Source organism: Stenotrophomonas sp. STEN033, from assembly GCF_056856655.1.
Genome location: NZ_JBXFWM010000029.1, coordinates 29,208 through 51,549, shown reverse-complemented (window position 1 = coordinate 51,549; position 22,342 = coordinate 29,208). Strand labels below are relative to the sequence as shown.

18 protein-coding genes are annotated in these 22,342 nt (G+C 64.1%); 4 read left to right on the top strand and 14 right to left on the bottom strand.

The features are described 5' to 3' along the window. Positions 1–639 precede the first annotated feature (639 nt). From AC1VXC_RS11620 to AC1VXC_RS11600, 5 genes are all read right to left on the bottom strand, one after another. Positions 640–1,071 carry a BLUF domain-containing protein gene (locus tag AC1VXC_RS11620; RefSeq protein ID WP_481539338.1) on the bottom strand — a complete coding sequence of 144 codons (432 nt, stop codon included), beginning with the start codon at positions 1,069–1,071 and terminating at the stop codon, positions 640–642. A gap of 82 nt (positions 1,072–1,153) precedes the next feature. Beyond that, a complete protein-coding gene (locus AC1VXC_RS11615) occupies positions 1,154–3,214 on the bottom strand; it encodes a TonB-dependent copper receptor (RefSeq protein ID WP_481539339.1) in 2,061 nt (686 codons plus the stop codon). 68 nt (positions 3,215–3,282) lie between these two features. Continuing rightward, the gene (locus AC1VXC_RS11610) at positions 3,283–3,738 is read right to left on the bottom strand and encodes a hypothetical protein (protein ID WP_481528181.1); all 456 of its coding nucleotides are present in this window, start codon (positions 3,736–3,738) and stop codon (positions 3,283–3,285) included. A gap of 274 nt (positions 3,739–4,012) precedes the next feature. Continuing rightward, positions 4,013–4,720 (bottom strand): alpha/beta fold hydrolase, encoded by a 708-nt coding sequence (locus AC1VXC_RS11605; protein WP_481539340.1) that lies wholly within the window; start codon positions 4,718–4,720, stop codon positions 4,013–4,015. 14 nt (positions 4,721–4,734) lie between these two features. Then, a complete protein-coding gene (locus AC1VXC_RS11600) occupies positions 4,735–5,718 on the bottom strand; it encodes a LysR family transcriptional regulator (RefSeq protein WP_481528179.1) in 984 nt (327 codons plus the stop codon). Between the two features lie 179 nt (positions 5,719–5,897). On the opposite strand from AC1VXC_RS11600, the gene cysG reads away from it, so the two are divergent. From cysG to AC1VXC_RS11585, 3 genes are all read left to right on the top strand, one after another. After that, the gene (gene cysG / locus AC1VXC_RS11595; RefSeq protein WP_481539341.1) at positions 5,898–7,349 is read left to right on the top strand and encodes a siroheme synthase CysG; all 1,452 of its coding nucleotides are present in this window, start codon (positions 5,898–5,900) and stop codon (positions 7,347–7,349) included. 20 nt (positions 7,350–7,369) lie between these two features. Then, on the top strand, positions 7,370–8,329 hold the full coding sequence (cysK, locus tag AC1VXC_RS11590; RefSeq protein ID WP_313173958.1) for a cysteine synthase A: 960 nt from the start codon (positions 7,370–7,372) through the stop codon (positions 8,327–8,329). A 170-nt stretch (positions 8,330–8,499) separates the two neighbouring features. After that, positions 8,500–9,090, top strand: coding sequence for an O-acetyl-ADP-ribose deacetylase (locus tag AC1VXC_RS11585; protein WP_313173957.1), 591 nt, complete (start codon positions 8,500–8,502; stop codon positions 9,088–9,090). A gap of 183 nt (positions 9,091–9,273) precedes the next feature. Here the strand turns inward: AC1VXC_RS11585 and AC1VXC_RS11580 are convergent, their stop codons facing one another. The 5 genes from AC1VXC_RS11580 to AC1VXC_RS11560 all read right to left on the bottom strand — a co-directional run bounded on the left by AC1VXC_RS11580 (position 9,274) and on the right by AC1VXC_RS11560 (position 15,865). After that, entirely contained in the window at positions 9,274–10,581 is a 1,308-nt protein-coding gene (locus tag AC1VXC_RS11580) for a M1 family metallopeptidase (protein WP_481539342.1), read from the bottom strand. 235 nt (positions 10,582–10,816) lie between these two features. After that, positions 10,817–11,821, bottom strand: coding sequence for a class I fructose-bisphosphate aldolase (locus AC1VXC_RS11575; RefSeq protein ID WP_282271310.1), 1,005 nt, complete (start codon positions 11,819–11,821; stop codon positions 10,817–10,819). 164 nt (positions 11,822–11,985) lie between these two features. Next, entirely contained in the window at positions 11,986–13,452 is a 1,467-nt protein-coding gene (gene pyk, locus AC1VXC_RS11570) for a pyruvate kinase (protein ID WP_313173955.1), read from the bottom strand. A gap of 593 nt (positions 13,453–14,045) precedes the next feature. Further along, positions 14,046–14,690 (bottom strand): HAD-IA family hydrolase, encoded by a 645-nt coding sequence (locus tag AC1VXC_RS11565; protein ID WP_481539343.1) that lies wholly within the window; start codon positions 14,688–14,690, stop codon positions 14,046–14,048. Continuing rightward, positions 14,687–15,865 carry a phosphoglycerate kinase gene (locus AC1VXC_RS11560; protein ID WP_313173953.1) on the bottom strand — a complete coding sequence of 393 codons (1,179 nt, stop codon included), beginning with the start codon at positions 15,863–15,865 and terminating at the stop codon, positions 14,687–14,689. Before AC1VXC_RS11560 ends, AC1VXC_RS11565 begins: the two co-directional genes overlap by 4 nt. An 81-nt stretch (positions 15,866–15,946) precedes the next feature. Here AC1VXC_RS11560 and AC1VXC_RS11555 point away from each other — a divergent pair, with 81 nt between their 5' ends. Beyond that, positions 15,947–16,501, top strand: coding sequence for a GNAT family N-acetyltransferase (locus tag AC1VXC_RS11555; protein ID WP_481539344.1), 555 nt, complete (start codon positions 15,947–15,949; stop codon positions 16,499–16,501). A 22-nt stretch (positions 16,502–16,523) separates the two neighbouring features. On the opposite strand, the gene AC1VXC_RS11550 is transcribed toward AC1VXC_RS11555, so the two are convergent. From AC1VXC_RS11550 to AC1VXC_RS11535, 4 genes are all read right to left on the bottom strand, one after another. Further along, positions 16,524–17,632 (bottom strand): IS3 family transposase gene (locus AC1VXC_RS11550; RefSeq protein WP_481539345.1). Its coding sequence is split into 2 segments (ribosomal slippage): positions 16,524–17,380 and positions 17,380–17,632, totalling 1,110 coding nucleotides; the frame shifts between segments, so codons are not numbered across the junction. Then, positions 17,610–17,900, bottom strand: coding sequence for a hypothetical protein (locus tag AC1VXC_RS11545; RefSeq protein WP_481528166.1), 291 nt, complete (start codon positions 17,898–17,900; stop codon positions 17,610–17,612). The genes AC1VXC_RS11550 and AC1VXC_RS11545 overlap by 23 nt, the downstream gene beginning before the upstream one ends. A gap of 325 nt (positions 17,901–18,225) precedes the next feature. Continuing rightward, positions 18,226–19,611: a DUF3999 domain-containing protein gene (locus AC1VXC_RS11540; protein WP_481539346.1), complete on the bottom strand. Its 1,386-nt coding sequence runs from the start codon at positions 19,609–19,611 to the stop codon at positions 18,226–18,228. Further along, positions 19,608–22,340: a DUF2339 domain-containing protein gene (locus AC1VXC_RS11535; RefSeq protein WP_481539347.1), complete on the bottom strand. Its 2,733-nt coding sequence runs from the start codon at positions 22,338–22,340 to the stop codon at positions 19,608–19,610. The genes AC1VXC_RS11540 and AC1VXC_RS11535 overlap by 4 nt, the downstream gene beginning before the upstream one ends. Positions 22,341–22,342 lie beyond the last annotated feature (2 nt).

The following is a 22,342-nucleotide window of genomic DNA, read 5'->3' as shown; positions in this document are numbered from 1 at the left end:
ATGCTCGGCTGGAGCTTGCCTCGGAAAGCCCCTGCCGAGCATGGCTCGGCACTACAGACACGCTACGGGTAATGCCCCTGCCGAGCATGGCTCGGCACTACGCTGCTGCCCCCTCCCTTTCGCGCAGCGAAGAGGAGGGTTGGGGAGGGGGGCTGTCGGCGCGGAACCCTGGCCGCGAACGATTTTGAACAGACACGCTACGGGTAATGCCCCTGCCGAGCATGGCTCGGCACTACGCTGCTACCCCCTCCCTTTCGCGCAGCGAAGAGGAGGGTTGGGGAGGGGTGCTGTCGGCGCGGAATTCGGGGCGCGGGCCGATCTTGGACGGACACGCTACGGGTAAAGCCCCTGCCGAGCATGGCTCGGCACTACGCTGCTGCCCCCTCCCTTTCGCGCAGCGAAGGGGAGGGTTGGGAAGGGGTGCTGTCGGCGCGGAATTCGGGGCGCGGGCCGATCTTGGACGGATACGCTACGGGTAAAGCCCCTGCCGAGCATCGCTCGGCACTACGCTGCTGCCCCCTCCCTTTCGCGCAGCGAAGGGGAGGGTTGGGGAGGGGTGCTGTCGGCGCGGAACCCTGGCCGCAAGCGATTTTGAACGGACACGTTACGGGTAATGCCTCTGCCGAGCATGGCTCGGCACTACCGGTTGTGCTGGGCCCAGAATGCCAGCAGCTCGCGCAGTGCCGGTGATGCATCGGACTGGGCCACCTCGTCCTGCAGAAACTCGGCCTCACGCTGCCATTGCTGGGTACTCAGCTGCTGCAGCACGCTGCCCTCGGTATGGGTGCAACCCATATGCCACTGGCTGAAGTGGAGCTTATCCACCGGCGCGCTGTACAGCTCACGCAGATCAACATGCATATGCGAATTGCGGATGCGCTCGTAGGCGCGTGCCACGCCCTCTTCCGGACCTTCGAAGTACTGGAAGAACTGCCGTCCATCGAACAACAGCACACCCGTAACGCCTGCCAGCTGGTTGTGCGCACGCGCATCGACCAGCAGATGATCCAGGTCGGCGGTACCCAGCCCGGCCACCGCCGTGCTCACGTAGGCGACTGCACGCAGACTCATACCGCTCCTTGCTGATCATTACCGGACCACAGCATGCCATGCCGCCGCTACCCGTGCGCAGGCAGCGGCGGCAACCGCGACATCAGTAGCGGTAATCCAGCTTCAACCAGACGTTACGCCCCGGCTCGTTGATCCGCACGGGATCGGCCGGGAAACCGAAATCGGCACTGCCAGCCAGGTTCAGATGCTCGGCATAGGCGCGGTCGAACACGTTGTCCACGCCCACGCTGGCGCGCAGCGCATCGGTGAAGCGATACGCCGCATTCAGCGACAAGGTAGCGAAGCCTGCGGTCGGCCCCAGGTCACGTGCAACCACATTGCCCTCATCCTCGGCTACCCGATGCTGGTGGCTGGCCGCGCGCAACAGCGCACCCGCCGACCAGCGCTGATGCTCGCAGCTGGCACTGAGGCGGGCTTCCAGCGGCGGAATCTGCGGCAGTGGCCTGCCCTCGCTGCGGTTCTCACCCCAGGCATAGGCCAGGGTGCCACCCAGCTTCCAGGCCTGGGCCAAACGCCATTCCAAGCCCGCCTCGGCACCGGCAATACGCGCATCCACATTGTCGGCCTGGGTGGTGCTGCCCATCATGCCGCCACTGCGATAGCGGAACAGGATGTAGTCCTGAAGCCGCCCCGCATACGCCGATACCCAGGCATCCACATGCTGGCTGCGGAACTGCAGGCCCAGATCCAGCTGCGTGGTCTGCTCCGGCTTCACCGCGGAGAACGCATTGATGCTGCCGGCCGGCCCTGCATTGGCCGAGAACAGCTCCCAGTAATCCGGCATGCGCTCGCTGTGGCCGATACCTGCGTACCAGGTCCAAGCCTGCCCGTGGTCGCGCTCATAACGCAGGAAACCGCTACCCAGATCCTGCTGCCGCTGCTGCCCGGCGGTCGGGTTGGGCATGTTCATCATGCCGGTGCTCGCACGCCGATCCTTCACCTGCGCGCGGTCCAGGCGCAGCCCACTGATCCAGCGCTGTGCGGTTCCTTCGCCCAGGGTCAACTCGGTGAACACGCCCAGGTTGCTGAAGTCGGCATCGCGCTTCCACGGCGATTGCTGCCAGGTGTTGCGGCCCATGCTATTGCGGCTGCGATGGCGGCTGTCCTGCGCATCCACGCCGGCGACGATGACCACGTCCTGCCAACGCCACTCGCTGCTGACGCGGCCGCCGGTGGTACGACGCTCCACGTTCGAGGCCATCGGCATCGGCATGCTGCTGGCTGGGTTGGGCGTGCGCAGCGTGTAGTTGTCCATCAGGTGATCGGCGTTGTTGTAGTACAGGTTGGCCTGCAGCTTGTCCCATGCACCGGGCAGGTTGCCGCGTTCAAAACGCAGCCCATAGCTGTCGCGCTTGAACGCGGCACCGTCCATGCCACGGCCGGCGTAACGGGCGATCGCATCACCGGTACCGGCACTGAGTTCCAGCACGGTATCGGCATCCGGCGTCCAGCCAATGGCGGCATCGGCATTCCATTTGCGCCAGCGCGAGGGCACCACATCGCCATTGCCGTCCTTGTAATCATCGGCTTCCGAGCGGTTGCCATTGACCCGGACATAGCCGGGCTGACTGCCGAAACTGGCATCCAGCACCTGGTCGTTGCGGTTGTTGGAGCCGGCCAATGCACTGGCGTTGAGCCGCATGCCCGGCGCATCGAAACGCGGGGTGTCGCGCTCGAAACGCACCGTGCCGGCCGAGGCACCCGCGCCCCAGCGCACGCTTTGCGGGCCCTTGATCACCGTCAGGCGATCGAAGGTCTCCGGCGCAATATAGGACAGCGGATTGTCCATCCGCGACGGGCAGGCGCCGATCAGCGTGCCATCGTTGCTGAGGATGTTCAGGCGCGAGCCGCCCATGCCACGCAGCACCGGATCGCCATTGGTGCCGCCGTTGCGGATGGCGGAAAAGCCCGGCACGGTCTTGAGGTAGTCGGCGCCATCACTGGCCGGCACCGGTTGCCGCGGCAGCCGCGGGTCGGTCACCCATTGCAGCGGCGATGAAGGAGCGGCGGCGGTGACCACCAAGGTATCGAGGGTTCGGGTCGGATCATGCTCGGCGGCGCCTGCGAGATCAGCAAACAGCACCATGCAGACACAGACGGACAGGCACGCGGGAGTACCCGGCGTGCGGGAAAGGAATTTCATTTGATTCTCCAATACGACACAGCCACGTACTACCCATCGGCAGCGCGCGGCAAACAGGAAAGTTGGCGTTATCTGGAGAGTGCCGGCGGACCGCGCGGCGGATGTGCAGGCCAGCGCAGGCTGGCGGCGCGGAGCGTCCTGCGGGGAGATTGGGGCACAAGCCGATACAGCAACGGCGCCAGTATCAGGATTACCGCAAGCCATGGCAGCAGGCGCGAGGCCATGGTGCAGTAGTCGCAGGCTTCGCCGTGGGCCGCGTGTGGATCGACGGGTGCCGGTATCGGCTTTTTCGGTTCTGCTGCCGCTCGTGCGGGCGCCTCATGCGACATGGGGGCCATGCCGTGATGCCCCGCGTGCGGGTCGACAGGCATCGGCATCACGACGTCATGCGCCGCATGATGCATGGCTGCCATCGGCAGCTGCTGCGATTGCAGCCAGCGGCTGACCACCGGCGCCACCGCCATCAACAAGGCAGCGGCAAATGCCAGCAGGAGCACAAAGGATTGGAAACGAACCGAGCGCATGACCCACGCATTTTATCGACCCGGCAAATGCCGGAGTTGCCGCGCAAGGTGCGACCGTTTGCCGCACATCGCATTCACAGGCGTGACCGTGGTGCCGAGCCATGCTCGGCAGGGGTTTTCCCGGCAATGCATCACCCACGCAGCTTTTGTAGGAGCGGCGTAAGCCGCGAAGCTGACTTCAATGAAATCACCGAATCACCTCAAGCCCGACCGACCACCAGCTTCACGGCTTACGCCGCTCCTGCAAGACTGGTCACGCCCCACGGGTAAAGCCTCAGCGGAGTCTGGCCGACTGCAGGCCTTCAACGAAATCGCGCACAGCCCGCGCCGCAGCCGAAGGACATGCCTGCAGAAGGAGATGGGGACCCGCAATATCCCTGACCGTCGCATGCTTGATCGCCGACAGAATGAGTTCAGCGGCGCTACGCATGATCAAGCGATCACCTGTTGCCCGCAGATACAGCACAGGCAGGGTGACGCGTTCCAGCAATGCCGATACATCCGCCTGCATTGCCAGCGCCGCACGTTGCCGCAACACAGCCGGGTGCACTTCAAGCAGGGCCCGTTCGAGCGACGCGTTCAATGCCGGTGTTGCCCAGCGACCCAGCAAACACCAGGACAGCAAGGCCGGCGGCAGCGCGCGAACCGGCGCAAAACACGTCAGCGGTGCCAACGGCGATACCAATGGCAGCGGCGTACGCGCGAAGGTTGTGGACAGCACCAGGCCAACAAGATTGGCCGGTGGGTCAGCTGCGATCGACAACGCGATCGGACCGGAAAAGGATTCGCCCAGCAGCACGAAAGGAACATCGCCGGGCAACGCAGCCCTGGCCAGCAGTTCCAGCGCCGCATAGTCCAACGCCTTGTGCGGCGGGTAATGCAGCACGGTCACCGGTCCGAACACGTCACCCAGGCAGGCGACAAACCGCGCATGCAGTGTCGCCGTGCCATCAAGGCCGGGCAGGATCACCAACGCGGTCATCCCACCCATCCAATCTAGACCGTGATCGTCTGCGTCAACGATTCCCAGGTTGGCGGCACCGGCCAATCGGCCTGCTGGTTGCCATCCAGCACGCGGCGCAGATCACGTTTGTCGATCTGCGGCGCCAGCACATGCACCAGCTCCAGGGCGTAATCACGCAATACGCGATCACGCGGCAGCACCGCCCAGGCGATGCATTCGGGGATCGATGCCGGCGCCGGCCAGGCACGCAGGTCGGTGTCGTTGGCGCTTACCGCCATTTCCGCCAGCAGGCCCACGCCCAGCCCTGTGCGCACATAGGTTTTGATCAGGTCCGCGTCGAGTGCGGTCAAGGTCAGGTCCGGTTCCAGGTCCAGCGCGGCAAACGCACGCCGCAACGAAGAACTGGTTCGCGTGGAGGATTCATAGCTGATCAGCGGATGACTGGCCAACGCGGCCATGTCGGGCGCTGCCCCGGCACGGTCCAGCGGATGCCCCTTGGGCACCAGTACCAAGCGGCGCCAGCGGTACAACGGCACGGCGATACCGGTGCTCGGTTCACCACCTGCAGTACTGATGATGGCGATATCCGCATCACCCTGGCTGAGCAGATCCAGCGCATCACTTTCCGCAGCCTGTTGCAGGTGCACGCTCACTTGCGGATACGCCAGCTTGATGCGCGCCACCGCCGGCGGCAGTACGAAGCGTGCCTGCGTGTGGGTGGTGGTCAGGATCAGCTGGCCATGGCTTTCGCGACGCTGGTTGGCAGCGTAGGTACGAATGTTGTTGGCTTCGGCCAACACACTGCGCGCACGGTTGATGACTTCTTCGCCAGCAGGCGTTACCGATTCAAGACTTCTTCCCTTTCTGACGAACAACAGAAAACCCAACTCGTCTTCAAGCTGTTTGAGCTGTTTCGACAACCCCGGCTGGGTGGCATGCACCCGTGTCGCGGCGAGCGTGATGTTCAGCTCGGCATCGGCAATAGCAACGAGGTAACGCAGTTGGGTAAGTGTCATCGCAGTGTTGGAAAGAGATCTTCAGTAAGGAACTGTGAAGAATGTAGGCCAAAACGCTCGCGATACTTATAACCTAAAGTTATTTGAGGTGGGCCGCTTTTCATTTCCGGCCCTGCAGGGCCGGCGCTACGGTCACGGTCCCTACTCCTACTACCTCCGTCACCGCCTTGGACAGCCCCTTGTTCCCCCTGTTTGCCGACCTCAAGGGTCGGGCCGTACTGGTCGTTGGCGGGGGTGCGGTGGCCGAGCGTAAAACCGAGGCCCTGCTGCGCGCGGGCGCCCTGCCCCGGCTCGGTGCCCCGGCCTTGAGCCCGGTACTGCAGCAGTTGGCCGATACCGGGCGCATCCAGTGGTTGAACGGCGATTTCGAACCTGCATGGCTTGATCAGGACATCTGGCTGGTGATCGCTGCCACCAACGATATCCACATCAACCGCGCCGTCGCCGAAGCTGCCGAGGCACGCCGGTTGTTCGTCAACGTGGTCGATGACGCGGCCCTGTCCGGTTTCCATGTACCGGCCGTGGTCGAACGCGGGCCGCTGCAGATCGCCATCTCCAGTGGCGGTGGCGCGCCGATGGTGGCGCGCCATGTGCGGCGCCAGATCGAGGAACTGTTTGACCAGGCCTGGGGCCAGTTGGCACAGCTGGTCAGCCGCAAGCGCGGGCTGATACGCGAGCGCTTCCCCGAGCTGGCCGCGCGCCGCCGTTTCTTCGACCGGCTGATCGAAGGCCCGTTGCTTGGCCTGCTGCGCGCACGCCAATCCATCGCCGCCGAAACCCAGCTGCTGCTGGACATGGGCGCCGAAGCCCCGGTCCACGCCGGCTCGGTGGTACTGGTGGGAGCCGGTTCCGGCGACCCCGGCCTGCTTACCCTGAACGCCCTGCGCGCACTCAACCAGGCCGATGTGATCCTGCATGATCGCCTGGTCAGCGCCGAGGTATTGCAGCTGGCCCGCCGCGATGCCGACTTCATCGAGGTCGGAAAATCCGCACAGGGTCACAGCACCGCGCAGGAACATATCCATGCGTTGATGCTGGAACATGCCCGCGCCGGCAAGCGCGTGGTACGGCTCAAGGGCGGCGATGCCTTCGTGTTCGGCCGCGGCGGGGAGGAGCTGCAGTTCCTGCGCGCCCATGGCATCGCCTTTGAGGTCGTTCCAGGAATCACCGCAGCGCTGGCCTGCGCCGCCTATGCCGGTATTCCGCTGACCCACCGTGACCATGCCCAGCAACTGCGGCTGGTGACGGCCCACTGCAAGGATTCGCTGGATACGCTGGACTGGCCCGCGCTGGCACAGCCGCGGCAGACCCTGGTGTTCTATATGGGGGTCGCCGCGCTGGCACAGATCCGCAGCCACCTGCTCGGCGCCGGGCTGCCGGCCAGCACCCCATTCGCCCTGATCGAAAACGGCTCGCGCGCCAACCAGCGCGTGGTCAGCGGGCAGCTGCGCCAGCTCCCCGATGCAGCCACCCAGCACCAGGTGCAATCACCGGCGTTGCTGATCCTGGGTGACGTAGCCGCGCTGGCCGACGAACTGCACTGGTTCGGCGCTGCGCCACTGCACGCAACGCCTACTGTTTCCTCACTTTCCGCAAAGACGGCGCAGCCCACACTGGCCGACGCCGCCTGACCACCTCCCCGGAGATTTCAATGGCCCTGTACAACAGCATCCTGGACACCATCGGCAATACCCCGGTGGTCAAGCTCAACCGTCTGGCCCCGGCCGGCGTGGACATCTACGTCAAGGTCGAGTCGTTCAACCCTGGTGGTTCGGTCAAGGACCGCCTGGCGCTTGCCATCATCCTCGACGCCGAAAAGAAGGGCCTGCTGAAGCCCGGCGACACCATTGTCGAGGCCACTTCCGGCAATACCGGCGTGGCGCTGGCGATGGTGGCTGCTGCACGTGGCTACAAGTTCGTCGCCACGATGGTGGAAACCTTCTCCATCGAACGCCGCAAACTGATGCGCGCCTATGGTGCCAAGGTGATCCTGACCCCGGCCGCCGAACGCGGCTCCGGCATGGTGCGCAAGGCCAAGGAGCTGGCGCAGCAGCACGGCTGGTTCCTGGCCAGCCAGTTTGCCAACCCGGCCAACCCCGCCTATCACCGCCAGACCACCGCCGCCGAAATCCTGCGCGATTTTGCCGGCAAGCGGCTGGACTACTTCGTCAGCGGCTGGGGCACCGGCGGCACCCTCACCGGCGTCGGCGAGGTGCTCAAGCTGGCCCGCCCGGACACCCGCATCATCGCCACCGAACCGGCCGGTGCCGCCCTGCTGGCGGGCAAGGAATTCAGCCCGCACAAGATCCAGGGCTGGACCCCCGACTTCGTGCCGGAAGTACTTAATCGCGAGGTCTACGACCAGCTGCTGTCGGTCCAGGACGAACGCGCGATTGAAACCTCGCGCCGGCTGGCCGCCGAGGAAGGTATCTTCGTCGGCATCTCCGCCGGCGCCACCGTCGCCAGCGCGCTGGATGTGGCCGCCAAGGCCGAGGCCGGCGCGGTGATCCTGGCGATGCTGCCGGATACCGGCGAGCGCTACTTCTCCACGCCGTTGTTTGCCGATATCAACGAGGGATCGGACGACGACTGGCTGGCCGGCCTGCCGTAACCGCGGTTACTTAACCCGTCAGCAACGCGAAGGCCGCCTATGCGGCCTTCGTGCTTTTCTGTGTCCGCGAATCGCGCCGGATGAGACGGCAAGAGCGCAGACTGCAGCTGTGTCCGGCGCGGCGGTAGCCATCACATTTTTCTCATACATCGCAATGGAAGATCACGGCCATGAACATTGAAGTCTGGCAGGGCGACATTACCGAACTGGCGGTTGACGTCATCGTCAACGCAGCCAATGAAACCCTGCTTGGCGGCGGCGGCGTGGACGGTGCAATCCATCGGGCCGCAGGCCCCGGCCTGCTGCGCGAATGCGAGCAGCTACCCGAGCTGCGTGCAGGCGTGCGCTGCCCCACGGGGGAGGTGCGTGCAACGGCCGGGTACAACCTGCCTGCCCGGCACGTATTCCATACCGTCGGCCCGGTGTGGCGCGATGGCCGCCATGATGAAGCGGCGTTATTGGCCAACTGCTATTGGCAATCGCTGCGACTGGCCGAGCAGATGGGGCTGGAATCGATCGCGTTCCCGGCAATCAGTTGCGGTGTGTACGGCTACCCGCTGCACCAGGCGGCGGTCATTGCCGCCACCGAGACCATGACCTGGCAAAAGAGCCACACGCGGCCTTCGCGGATCGTGCTGGTGGCCTACAACGCAGCGGCGTTCAAGATCTATCAGCAGGCCTTGGCCAGTGCTGCGCCGACGCAGGAGCAGGCGGGCTCTGTACTGGCGTCGTTTGCGGGTGGGTTTGCGCCTGCGCATTGAGGTTTTGGCTGCTCAACGGCCAAGCAAAAGCAAAAACTACCCCTCCCCAGCCCTCCCCTTGCCTTCGGCAAAGGGAGGGGGCCGTTTGTGCAGGTCGGGCAGATCGCAGGTAGCCGCTTTTGCCCTCCCTTTCGCGCAGCGAAGGGGAGGGTTGGGGAGGGGTAGCTCTTGGCAGCAGGCCCATCACCCCAACTCACCACCCACCCCATAAACCCAGGCATCGAAGAACCCCTGCAGTGAGCGCCCGGCAGCACGCTCCATCGCCTGCTGGAAATCCGCCGTCACCACCGAGCGCCCATCATTGGCCTGCGTGTATTCGCGCAGTCCGCGCCAGAACAGCTCCTCGCCCAATTCCATGCGCAAACGGTGCAGCACATACGCACCCTTCCTGTAGACCACCGCACGATCATCGGCGCTGGGTTTGTTCCAATCCGGATACACCAACGGCCGATCAGCGCCCTTCTCACGCAGCGCCAACACCCGTTGCTCCCAGCCCTGCACCATCGCCTGATAGGCGGCTTCGCCCTGCGCCTGCTGTAACCACGCAGCCGTCATGAAGTTGGCGAAACCTTCGTTGAGCCAGAAATGCTCCCAGCTCGCACAGGTCACGCGTACGCCCCACCATTGATGCGCGGCTTCGTGGGCCATCAAGCCAGTCTGGGTGGGATCATCCAGCACGCTTTTGCCATAGGCCTCCGACATCACCGACAGACCGGCCATTTCCTGACCGATTGTGTTGGCGACCAGCGCCTGCCGATAGTCGCCTTCATAGGCCAGGCCTGCGCGTGCAGCGAAGAAGTCGAGCATGTCGTCAGTGGCGGCGAACAGCTGCTGCAGTTCGGCCTCGGAACGGTCCTTCGAATAGAACTGCAGGCGCCCCTGCTGTGCGTGCTGGTAGGGGCCGGCAACAAAGCCATAGACAAACGCGGGCGTTGGTTTGCGCAGCTGCCAACGGTGTTCGATGCGACCATCACCAAGCAGGCGCGATGGCAGCTCATCGCCAACCGCCGTCGCATGCAGGTTGCGAGGAAGCCGTAGTGCCAACTGCAACGTAGCGCGCTCATCCGGCGCGTCCACCGACGGCATCCATTGGCTGGTGGAGAATATCGTGTAGACCTCGTTGCGCTCGGCGGCGAACTCCAGACCAAAGCGCGGTTCTCCGCGGAAATGTACACGTACGCTGCCTTGCTGGCCCGCGGTCAACGTCGCTGCAAGGCTGATGGTCAGCGTTCCATCGGTCTGCTGGAAGCTGAGCGGCTTGTCATTCTGTGTGACCAAATCGACGACCAGCCCACCACTGTCCAGGACCAGCTGATGCAGTGGGGCGGTGGCGTCGAAGCGCACCAGGGTTTCACCCTGCAGCTGACCGACTGCGATATCCAGATCCAGGCTGGTTGCATAGTGCTGGATATCGAAATCGCGTGGCTCCGCAGCGAAGGCGGATGCGGTCAGGGCCGATGCCAATAGTCCCAGCGCAATTCTGCGGTGCATCGGATCATTCCAGAGCAAAACCCGATTGTAGGCCGCCGAGCTTGTGGGAGCGGCGTAAGCCGCGAAGCTGGCAAGGCTACAGCCGCCAAGATGCTTGCAATTGCGGCCAACGTGGCAGTTTGTTTTGCATCAGCTTCGCGGCTTATGCCGCTCCCACAAAAAAAAAACAAAAGCAGAGCAAAACAAAACGCCGGCTTTTGGCCGGCGTTTTGTTCAACTCACGCAGCTTGGCGTATCAGCCTTCCCACTTGCCCTGTGCTGCCAGGCCGTTTTCCTTGGCACGCTCGAACACGGTCTTCTGTGCGGCAGCGTAGTTGCCCTTCATGTCCTTGGCCCACAGCTTCAGTGCAGCCTGCTGCATGGCGCGGCCGTAGGAGAAGCTCAGCGGCCACGGCAAGGTGCCAACCTGGTTCATGGCATTGAGGTGAGCGGTGGACTGCTCGTCGCTCTGGCCACCGGACAGGAACACCACGCCCGGCAGGATCGCCGGCACGGTCGACTTCAGGCACATCACGGTGGACTCGGCCACTTCCTCGACATCCACCTGCTCGTCGCAGGTCTTGCCCGGGATGACCATCGAAGCCTTCAGGATGGTGCCTTCCAGCACCACGTTCTGCTGGTACAGGGCGTCGAACAGCGAACGCAGGGTGGCTTCGGTGACTTCGTAGCAGGTCTCGATGTCGTGGTCGCCGTCCATGATCACTTCCGGCTCGACCATCGGCACCAGGCCGCATTCCTGGCACAGGGCGGCATAACGGGCCAGCGCGTGGGCGTTGGACTCGATGCAGGTGCCCGACGGCATGCTTTCGCCGATGTTGATCACCGCACGCCACTTGGCGAAGCGCGCGCCCAGCTTGTAGTACTCCTGCAGGCGCTCACGCAGGCCGTCCAGGCCTTCGGTCACCAACTCACCGGGGCAGCCGGCCAGCGGGTGCGCACCCTTGTCGACCTTGATGCCCGGGATCATGCCGTTGTCGGCCATGTACTTGGCGAACGGCACGCCGTCCTTGGTCGACTGGCGGATGGTTTCGTCGTACAGGATGGCGCCGGAGATGTGCTCGTTGAGCTTCGGCGTGGTCAGCAGCAGTTCGCGGTAGGCACGACGGTTTTCTTCCGTGTTCTCGATGCCGACGCTTGCGAAGCGCTTGGCAATCGTACCGGTGGATTCGTCAATGGCGATGATGCCCTTGCCCGGGGCGACCATGGCCTGGGCGGTTTCAGCCAGCAGTTCGATGCTCATGAGGTTCCTGTGACAGCGTGCGGGAAAACCTGGATTATAGCCCGGCACGCTCACCGGCTGGCTGCCCGCAAGGTCTGGAATCGGTTTCAGGCTGTCAGGTCAGGACAAAACCTGTCCGCTCCGATCAACTTCTGACCGGAGCGGTGGCGTGTTGCTGGCGTCGCTTACAGGTCGCCCAGACCGCTGGCGCGGCCGTCGTTGCCCACTTCCAGCAGGCGCAAGGTGTTGGTGGCGCCATGGGTTTCCATGTGCTCGCCACTGGTGAACACCACGCGATCACCCGCCTGCAGCAGGTTGGACTCGACCAGCAGGCGGATGCTGCCGCGCGCGGCTTCACGCGGGGTGAAACCACGGCTGTCGAAGTTGATCGGGAACACATCACGCATCAACGCCATCTGCCGGCGCGCACCGTCATGGCGGGTGACCGCGTAGATCGGCGACTTGGCGCGGAAGCGCGACAGGTAACGCGCGGTACCACCGGATTCGGTCATCGCCACGATGGCGCGCACGCCCACGTGCTGGGACAGGAACATGGTGGCCATGGCGATGGCCTGGTCGGCACGTTCCAGGTTGCGCGGCGAGGCATTGAAGTCGGTCTCGGTCTGGAACTGGCGCTCGGCGCCCAGGCAGATACGGGCCATCGCCTCGACCGCCTTGACCGGGTAGGCACCGGCCGCGGTTTCGGCCGACAGCATCACCGCGTCGGTGCCGTCGATGACCGAGTTGGCCACGTCCAGCACTTCGGCGCGGGTCGGGATCGGGCTTTCGACCATCGACTGCAGCATCTGCGTGGCAGTGATGACCACCTTGTTCTGCGCCAGCGAGGCCTTGATGATCTTCTTCTGCAGGCCCGGCAGCTCGGCGTCGCCGATCTCCACGCCCAGGTCACCGCGCGCCACCATCACCACATCGCTGGCGTCGACGATCTCTTCCAGGTTCTCGATGGCTTCGGTGCGCTCGATCTTGGACACCAGCGCCGCGTCGCAGCCGTGCTGCTGGGCGATGGCACGGGCATCGTTCATGTCCTGCGCGTTGCGGCAGAACGAGACGGCGATGAAGTCCACGCCGATCTTGGCAACGATGCCGATCAGTTCCTTGTCACGCTCGGTCAACGCACCCAGCGACAGGCCGCCGCCCTGCTTGTTCAGGCCCTTGCGGTCGGACAGCACGCCGTCGTTGAGCACGGTGTTGATGATGCGCTCGCCCTGCACTTCCACCACCTGCAGCTGCATCAGGCCGTCGTCGAGCAACAGCACGTCACCCGGGCCCACGTCCTGCGGCAGGCCGAGGTAGCTCACGCCCACCTGGCTGGCGTCGCCGGCCGGCGCATTGGCGCTGGCGATCAGATCAAAGCGGTCACCGGCCTTGAGCATGACCTTGCCTTCGGCAAAGCGCTCGATGCGGATCTTCGGGCCCGGCAGGTCGGCCAGGATGCCCACTTCCACGCCCACGCGCTGGGCAGCGGCACGCACATCGGCAGCACGCTTGGCCTGGCCGGACGGATCACCGTGGGAGAAGTTCAGGCGCACCACGTTGACGCCGGCGCGGAACAGATCGTCCAGCACACCCGGCGCGTCAGTTGCCGGCCCGAGGGTGGCGAGGATCTTGGTGCGGCGCTGACGTTCAATCATTGTGCGTGGTCTCCCTAGTAGACCGCCGAAAGTAGCACATCCATTGCATGACAACGATGTCGCATACGATTTCATACGACACTTTCTGCTGTGTCCCAAAGACAAGCCAGACAGCCGATCTGGACATACCGTACGGTATGACAACGCAGGACCTGCGGCTGACTTGCCCAGGTCAATACGCCAGGGGGATAGCTCAGCACGCGAATGTTGCTGTTGCGTGTTGGCTTTAGAGATTTCTGTGCTGCTTCGCAGCAAAGAAATTGGCTGGAGACACGCCGGGGACATTGTGTGACAAGTGGCGCGACCAGCGCGAACGTCCGGGGCCTTCCCCCTGAGGCCTCTCGGATCGTCATTCCCGCGCAAGCGGGAATCGCTCTTGGCTCTTGGCTCTTGGCTCTTGGCTCTTGGCTCTTGGCTCTTGGCTCTGGGCTCTGGGCTCTGGGCTCTTGGCTTTCGTCCTTTTCGACTCGCCGCAACATCCCGAGTCAAAAGCCAAAAGCGATTCCCGCCTGCGCGGGAATGACGAATCTTTTTCTTTACTCAAGACTTCGCGGCTCCGGCTACCTGAGCCGCGAAAACCCCAAGCCCATCAATCAGCCACGCAGCACCGTCGCCAACGCATCCGGCGTAGCCACCACCGCCCCAGCCCCGGCAGCCTGCAGTTCCTCGCGGCCGCCAAACCCCCACAGCACGCCAACATTGCGCATGCCGTGGTGACGCGCACCTTCGATATCCATGCGCCGGTCGCCGATCATCCAGCACGTTGCCGGCTGCAGCTGCAGGCGCTGCAGGGCCTCGGCGATCAGTTCCGGCTTGTGGCTGCGCGAGCCGTCCGGCGTGGCGCCGATGATGTCCTCAAAACAGCTGCCGAACGGCAGATGCTCGACGATGCGACGGGCATGCGGCTCGTTCTTGGCGGTGACCACCGCCAGCCGATGGCCAGCCGCATGCAAGCCCTGCACGACCTCGCCGATACCGACGTAGATCGCATGCTCCTGCCAGCCCAGCACGTCAAAGCGCTCGCGGTACAGCTCAACGGCCCGCTCCACCCGTTCAGCGTCGCCGAATACCGGTGTGAAGCTGGTACGCAGCGCCGGGCCGATCCACTTGCGCAGTTCGGCATCGGCCGGCACCGGCTGGTCCATCTTTTCCAGCGCATAGGCCACGCAGCGGGTGATGCCGACGGCCGAGTCAATCAGCGTGCCGTCGAGATCGAAGAAGAACACATCGCGGCTCACGCGCCGCGAGCCTCCAGCGCTGCCACCGCCGGCAAGGTCTTGCCCTCCAGGAACTCCAGGAACGCGCCACCACCGGTGGAGATATAGCTCACTTCCTTGGCGATGCCGTACTTGTCCACGGCTGCCAGGGTGTCACCACCGCCGGCAATCGAGAACGCCTTGGAGCTGGCGATGGCCTTGGCCAGCGCTTCAGTACCCTTGCCGAAGGCGTCGAACTCGAACACGCCGACCGGGCCGTTCCAGACCACGGTGCCCGCCTTGGCGATCAGCTCGGCGTACTGTGCAGCGGTCTGCGGGCCGATATCCAGGATCATGTCGTCGGCACCCACGGCATCCACGGCCTTGATCGTGGCCGGGGCGTCAGCGGCAAATGCCGGTGCCACCACCACGTCGGTCGGCAGCGGGATTTCGGCGCCGCGGGCCTTGGCATCGGCGTCGATCTTGCGCGCGGTGTCGAGCAGGTCGTTCTCGACCAGCGACTTGCCCACGCCATGGCCTTCGGCCGCGATGAAGGTGTTGGCGATGCCGCCACCGACGATCAGCTGATCCACCTTGCCAACCAGGCTGGACAGCAGCTCCAGCTTGGTCGAGACCTTGGAGCCGGCCACGATCGCCAGCAACGGGCGCGCCGGCTTGGCCAGCGCCTTGTCCAGCGCATCCAGCTCGGCCATCAGCAGGGGGCCGCCGGCCGCGACCGGGGCAAAACGAATCACGCCATGGGTCGAGGCCTGGGCGCGGTGGGCGGTACCAAAGGCATCCATCACGAACACATCGCACAGCGCGGCGTACTTCTGCGACAGCGCCTCATCGTCCTTGCCCTCGCCCACGTTCATACGGCAGTTTTCCAGCAGCACGATCTGGCCCGGGGCCACGTCCACGCCGTCCACCCAGTCCTTGACCAGCGGCACGTCCACGCCCAGCAGCTCGGACAGGCGCTTGGCCACCGGCGCCAGCGAGTCGGCCTCGCTCCACACGCCTTCCTTGGGGCGGCCCAGGTGCGAGGTGACCAGCACCGCAGCGCCCTTTTCCAGCGCCAGCTTCAGGGTCGGCAACGAGGCAGTGATGCGCTGCTCGGAAGTGATCCGACCGTTCTCGTCGATCGGCACGTTCAGATCCTGGCGGATCAGTACGCGCTTGCCGGAAAGGTCGAGGTCGGTCATGCGAACGATGGACATGGCAGGATCAGCTCCGCAGAGTGTGGGGAAACCGCAATTCTCGCCCGCCCTGCCTGCAGGGGCAAACCCAAGGTGCACCGGATGTCGCCACGCCTGCCGCAACCCGAGCTGTCCAGCCCCCGCCTGCGCCTGCGCGAGGTCCGTGCCAACGACGCGCCAGCACTGTTCGCCATCCACAGCCACCCGCAGGTGATGCGCTACTGGAGCTACCCAGCCTGGACCGAACTGGCACAGGCCGAACAGAAGATCGCCGACATCCAGCGCCAGCGCCGAGAGGAGGACATCCTGATATGGGCGATCGCGGATGCCACCAGTGATCTTTTGATTGGCAGTAGCGCGGTGTTCTACCTGAACCTGGAACAAGGCCGCGCCGAGATCGGCTACAGCCTGCATCCCGACTGGCAGGGCCGCGGCCTGGCCAGCGAAGCGCTGCAACTCGTGTTGGGCTACGTGTTCGACAACCTGGGGCTACGCCGCATCGAGGCCGACATCGACCCACGCAACCTGCCCTCCTGTCGCCTCGTCGAAAGACTCGGTTTCGTCCGCGAAGGCCTGCTCCGCGAACGCTGGCACGTAAACGGCGAAATCTGCGACAGCGCCATCTACGGCCTGCTGAGCAAGGATTTCCGGCTATAGAGCCGTGTCGACTCCCCGTAATTCAATACCAGGCTAAATTAGAGGTTTCCGGTTCGTGGTACTGACGAAATTCGGCGGGTGTCAGCCCGCCGAGGCTGTCGTGAGGTATCTCGGTGTTGTAATCGGCCAACCACTGCTCTGCCTGTTCGCGTACTTCTCCGAGATTGCGGAAGACGTGCATATCCAGAACACCACGTCGGAAGCTGCCATTGAAGCGTTCGATGAAGCCGTTCTGCATCGGTCGTCCTGGCTCGATGAAGTCCAGCGCGATGCGCCTGCGCTCGGCCCATTCCGCCAGCGCCAAGGCGATGAATTCGGGACCGTTGTCCAGGCGAAGCTTTGCGGGATAGCCGCGCCACGCCGCAATTCGTTCCAAAGTGCGGATGACCCATGTAGCCGGTAAATTGAGATCAACTTCGATGGCCAAAGCCTCGCGGCTGAAATCGTCGATTACGTTGAATGTCCGGAACCGTCGCCCATCCCAAAGTGCGTCGGACATGAAGTCAATCGACCAGCTGCCGTTGATCGGCTCACCGGCCACCAACGGCATCGGATGTCGGGTTGGAATACGCTTCTTTCCTCGTCGACGCTGATTGAGCTTCATAAGGCAGTACACACGCCAGACACGCTTGTGATTCCATACCAAACCGCGGCGACGAATCAGTTGAAACAGCTTGCCGAAGCCGCGCTCCGGAAAACGCCCAGAGAGCTCAGCCAATAACGCGATAACCTCTTCGTCCCGATGCGGTCGATGGCGGTAGCGTGCCGTCGATCGTGGCATTCCAATCGCCGCACAGGCCCGGCATTCGCTCCAGCCGTGGCGGTCCTGCAGCCAGGCCAAGAGCGGGCGCTTGTGGGCCGGGTCTAAAGTTTTTTTGCAATCAAGTCTTTCAACGCATGATTCTCCATCGCCAGCTCGGCATACATCCGCTTGAGCTTGGCGTGCTCGGCTTCAACGTCGCGGAGCCGCTGCACGTCAGAAGCTTCCATGCCACCGTACTTGGACTTCCAGACATAGTAGGTCGCTTCAGAAATGCCAAGCTCACGGCAGACATCCTTGACCTGCCTTCCAGCCTCAACCTGCTTCAACGTCGTAACGATCTGACTCTCAGTGAATTTGCTCTTGTGCATCGGCTGTCTCCTTGGGGCTAGTTTGCCCGGAGACCTCTAAGAATGCCTGGATCAAGTTTACGGGAAGGGGACACAGGCACTTGAGCAGGGCCTGTTCATAACCGCCACTGGCCTCGAAGACGATGCGCTGACACGGCATCTGCTGCAGCCAAACCACCAGCTCGGCCAAGCCGACTGCTGAATTGGCAAAAATTCTGCCTTGCTCCTGCGGCAGAACATGGACCACCAACTCCAACTTGGCGACATCGATACCCACATAGCTGCTCATCATCGGCTCCTGTTGTAGGCTGACAATGAGGGCGCTCCCCCGATCCCATGCTTGTACAGTTCGGACTCGTATCCGATCAGCTGTTCGTGCGGCGCCCCAACTCCTACACGTGCTTGCACGCACCGCGTCGTAACGGGCTGCCGCACTCCGCTCTCAACCGCAATTTACTCATCTGGCAGACACAAGCGACGTCAGCCACGAAGCAGATAAACCAATAGAGCAAAAGCCCCCCTCCCCGGCCCTCCCCTTCGCTGTGCGAAAGGGAGAGAGTCAGGTCGGTCGGGCGTACCGGGAAAGCCTCTGCCGAGCATGGCTCGGCACTACCTCAGGTCTCTTTCTTTTCTGCGCGGCTGCTGCGAATCAGGCTGAACGCAAAGCCCGCGACCGCCAACGCACCCAGTACCAATACCACCCACAGCACGATGTTCTTCCAATCACGCGGTGCCTCGGCCCGCTGATAGGCAGCATCACCGGCACGCTGCACTCCGACCCCCAGCGTCGCTGCGGCAGGCTGCCATTGCGCGCCGTTGTGTGCGCGCAAGGCCGCCAACATAGGGTCCAACGCTGCCTGCGCCTTGCCTTCATCCGCGCTGCCTGCAACCAGCAGGTAAGGCGCACGCCCCTGTGCAAGAAACACCACGCTGCCGGGGCGATAGCCCAGACGCAACGCTGGCGCGGCAGCAGGTACCGCTCCAGGCTCGGCCTGCAGACGCCACTGCCGGTCATCAACGATGCCCGAGGTCTCCAACGGCGGCGAGCGCTGTTGCTTGCCAGCCTGACTCAGGTTCCACGCGTTCCAGCCACTGGTCAGCGTCTGCCAGACCGGTTCACCGTTGTCAGCGCGCGTGCGGTCTTCATCGCGACTGGATACCGTCCAGCTCACCGCGCTGTTCGGCGGCATCACCACATCCAGGCGCTGCACCGGGAATCGACCCTGCAGGCGGTACAGATAGCCATCCTGGCCATTGCCACCGGCTGCCGCCTGCAATTCCTGCCATTGCCAGTCGCCGACCTCGACCGCATCGGCGAATTCACCCCGCAGACCCTGCAGCTGCGGCGCGCCGCTGCGCTGCAGAGGGACCAGACGCAGATAGCGGAGGCCCGATTCAACCTTGATGCCGTTGCTGCGCAGCTCGTTGCCCTGGTTGCGCAATTGCACCAGCCGCACCTGCGGATCCAGCACCTGCCAGCCGCGCAGGTCGTCGCTGCCTTCGAGGCGATAGCCAAGATCCAGCGTCGCTGCGGCGTCACTCCAATCCACCAGCAGTTTGTGCAGCTTGCCTGCCTCGCCACCAAGATCGATCAGCCATACCGGATCAGCGCTACCAGCCACAGGCGCCGCGCCCACGGAATTGCGGATCGACACCACTTTGCCAGCGGTATCGCGTTCCACCACGACGCTCAGGTCGTCATCACCGCCGACGCTGGCCGCAGGCAATGCAAACCATTGCAACGGGGCGATACGCACTGCGCCGCCGAGTGGCACTGCGGCGGCGTACACCACACTGGCCACCGGCTTGCCATCGGCATCGATCACCCGCACATCGCGCAGGTCGCGCCAGTGCACAGCCGAATACACGGATGCATCCAACGGCACCCGGTAGGCGCCAGCATCCGGCTGCGACAGCTGCAGCGGCCATTGCCGGGCAAAGTCATCGGCTGCGACAGCACTGAAAGGCAGCAACGCCAGTACCAGCAGGCGCTTGATCATACGGTTGTTTCCTCATTGTTTGTTTCAGCACCTGAGCGTCGTGGCGGCGCTGGCGCCAGCCAGCCGACCAGGGTGCACAGCAGACCGTAGGCGATGAAGGCACCGATACCCAGCAGATCGCCAAGATTGCCGCGATCGATCAGCAGCAGTTTTGCCAGCACCACACTCATCAGGATCGCACCCGCCAACCACAGACCCCATTGGCCGCGCCGCGAGCCGCTGATCCAGCCAATCACACCCAGCAGGCTCCAGACCACGGTCAGGCTGGTCTGCGCCAATTTGGTGCCAAGCAGACTGTCGCTCCACGGCACATCACCCCAGTGATGCACGGCGCGCAGCGTCATCACCGTCACCAGCACCAGCGCGGCGACTGCCGTGCCCACCAATTGCATCGGCAATACCGACCCGCTGCCGTTCTGCCGCAGGCGCATCGCCAGCAGCACAAGCAGCGCGATCTCGGCCAGTTCCAGCGGGTTGAGTACGACAATCCAAGGTAGCGGCGCAGCCGACCCGGCGCTGGCCAGCGAACCCATCCACCACAGCCCCAGCGCAGCAAACACCGCCACCTGCAAGGCCGCACGATAGCGATCGAAGGCCGCACCCAGCGGCTGCGACAACCACGTCCAGCGATACATCGACAGCACGGCCAACAACAGCCAGGGCAGCGCCAGCAACATGCCCACCCAGCCCTCGGCCAGCGCGAAGCGGTCGCCGATATGCCAGGCCAGCAGCGACAGTACCGTCGGCCACAGCAGCCACCAGGCCAGCTGCGCCAACCCGGCGACCACACCACTGCCTGCGCGCAGGCACATCAGGCTGCGCACACCCAGCGCCGCGAATACCGCCCATGCCACCGCGCCATAGCCGGCAAACGGCTGGCCGTATTCGGACACCTGCAGGAAGGCCACCGGGAAGGCCAGCAGCAGCGCCGCCAGCGTGGTCAAGGAAAGCGCCAACGCCGGCGCACGTCGTTGCACTTCCGCCGCCAGCCAGCCGGTCACGCCGAGCAGCAGCAACACCGCATGCAGGCGACTGTCGACCTCGACAAAATCGCCGATCTCCAGGATCACATTGCCCAACCACCAGGCCAACGCCCACAGGTAGGCAACGGTTGCGACCTGCAGATTGCCTGCACTTCGGTACCACCATGCCGTGGCGAAGCCGGCGACGGCGATCAGCAAGGCGCCCATGAAGGCGGCGTTGGCGATGGCAATCGTCGCGCCGAGATGACTGCCCGACACGCCAATCGCCAGGGCCGCGGCTGCAGCCAGTTGCAGACCAATACCGGTCCAACGGGCCAGTCGACGGTCCTGGGTCAAGCCCAACCAGACCAGCCCCGCGCCTTCCAACGCGAATACCGATGCAGTTGCCTTGGCCGACAAGGCCAAAGGCACCGCCAAGGTGGCGAATCCGACCGCGAGAATGGCGTAGCCGCGCGCCAGTACATTCATGCGCGCGTTGTTGATCAAGGCGCGTGCCAATACTGCGTACAACGCCGCCACACCCAACGCACAGAACGCCAGGGGCATGCGATCACCATGCAGCAACGCCGCCTGCAACGAGAATGCGACCAGCGGCGTACCAAACAGCAGGCAGCCATCGATACGCGCACTGCCGGCGCTACTGGCCTTGCGGGCATACAGCAATGGCAGCAACAGATAGAACACGAAGAACAGCACCAGGAACGGCTCGGTGCTGTTGAAATTGGCCGGGGTGTACTTCAACACGCCCCAGGCCGTGCCAATGCCCCAGGTGAAGACAAACCCCAGCAGGTTGAGGATGCGCCATGGCCGCACCCAGGCGATGGCGAAGATGCCGGCGTTGAGCAGTGCGTAGTATGAGAACAGGGCGACATGGTTGCCGCTGCCATCCGACAACCAGATCGGCGCCATGAAACCGGCCAGAACGCCGAGGATGGCCAGCGTCCTGCTCTCCTGCAGCACCGCCATCACCGACAGTCCGGCAATCAGCACCACGCTCAATGCAAATGCAGCGCCAGTTCCGATCATCCCGTAGTTCTTGCAGGCGGAAAACACCACCAGCAACAGGATGCCGATCATGCCGCCCTGCATCGCCAGGGCGAAGGTGCGGTGGCTCTCGCGCTTGCGCCAGGCGAACACCAGACCCGCCAGGGCTGCGGCACTGATGCCCGCCAAACGCAGGCTCGGCGGCACCACGAACCAACCTTGGTCGCTTGCATACTTCAGCAAAGCGGCGACGCCCGCCAGCAGCACCAGCATGCCGACCTTGACCGGCACGTTGCCGCTGGTCAGCCATTGCTTGGCGTAGGCAAGCGCACGCTCGATGAAGTTGGGTTCGGATGGTTCCACCGGCTCGGCAGGCGTCCAGGTCCGCTCCGGCGACGGCTCGCGACGCGGCTCGGCTGCCAGTGGATCGAGCGGATCTGGCCTGGGCGGCAGCGGCGGTGGCGCTGGCGAGGCAGCAACGGGCTCGGCTGCATGCGATGGAGATGCAACCGCCACCGGTTCGACAGCGGAGTGATCTGAATCGACCTCAGGCTCGGGCTCCGCCCAGGTGTAGGGCCGTATCGCTTCGGCGCGCTGCCTGCGAGGTGCGGCTTCGGTCTCGCCAGCATCCAGTCGCTCTTCCAGCGCTGCCACGCGGCGCTTGAGCGAGGACACCGATACCAGGGCAGCCACCAGCAACACCGGCATCGCCAGTGCGGCCAGTACCAGCAGCACTATCAACAACACCCAACCCTCGTCCATTG

Excerpts from the sequence above, each read along its gene's own strand:
- pyk (WP_313173955.1), bottom strand. The coding sequence starts at position 13,452 with ATGATTGAACGTCAGCGCCGCACCAAGATCCTCGCCACCCTCGGGCCG.
- AC1VXC_RS11610 (WP_481528181.1), bottom strand. The coding sequence starts at position 3,738 with ATGCGCTCGGTTCGTTTCCAATCCTTTGTGCTCCTGCTGGCATTTGCC.
- AC1VXC_RS11545 (WP_481528166.1), bottom strand. The coding sequence starts at position 17,900 with ATGAGCAGCTATGTGGGTATCGATGTCGCCAAGTTGGAGTTGGTGGTC.
- cysK (WP_313173958.1), top strand. The coding sequence starts at position 7,370 with ATGGCCCTGTACAACAGCATCCTGGACACCATCGGCAATACCCCGGTG.
- AC1VXC_RS11560 (WP_313173953.1), bottom strand. The coding sequence starts at position 15,865 with ATGTCCATCGTTCGCATGACCGACCTCGACCTTTCCGGCAAGCGCGTA.
- AC1VXC_RS11600 (WP_481528179.1), bottom strand. The coding sequence starts at position 5,718 with ATGACACTTACCCAACTGCGTTACCTCGTTGCTATTGCCGATGCCGAG.
- AC1VXC_RS11555 (WP_481539344.1), top strand. The coding sequence starts at position 15,947 with ATGTCGCCACGCCTGCCGCAACCCGAGCTGTCCAGCCCCCGCCTGCGC.
- AC1VXC_RS11605 (WP_481539340.1), bottom strand. The coding sequence starts at position 4,720 with ATGACCGCGTTGGTGATCCTGCCCGGCCTTGATGGCACGGCGACACTG.
- AC1VXC_RS11540 (WP_481539346.1), bottom strand. The coding sequence starts at position 19,611 with ATGATCAAGCGCCTGCTGGTACTGGCGTTGCTGCCTTTCAGTGCTGTC.
- AC1VXC_RS11620 (WP_481539338.1), bottom strand. The coding sequence starts at position 1,071 with ATGAGTCTGCGTGCAGTCGCCTACGTGAGCACGGCGGTGGCCGGGCTG.
- AC1VXC_RS11535 (WP_481539347.1), bottom strand. The coding sequence starts at position 22,340 with ATGGACGAGGGTTGGGTGTTGTTGATAGTGCTGCTGGTACTGGCCGCA.
- AC1VXC_RS11585 (WP_313173957.1), top strand. The coding sequence starts at position 8,500 with ATGAACATTGAAGTCTGGCAGGGCGACATTACCGAACTGGCGGTTGAC.
- AC1VXC_RS11575 (WP_282271310.1), bottom strand. The coding sequence starts at position 11,821 with ATGAGCATCGAACTGCTGGCTGAAACCGCCCAGGCCATGGTCGCCCCG.
- AC1VXC_RS11615 (WP_481539339.1), bottom strand. The coding sequence starts at position 3,214 with ATGAAATTCCTTTCCCGCACGCCGGGTACTCCCGCGTGCCTGTCCGTC.
- AC1VXC_RS11580 (WP_481539342.1), bottom strand. The coding sequence starts at position 10,581 with ATGCACCGCAGAATTGCGCTGGGACTATTGGCATCGGCCCTGACCGCA.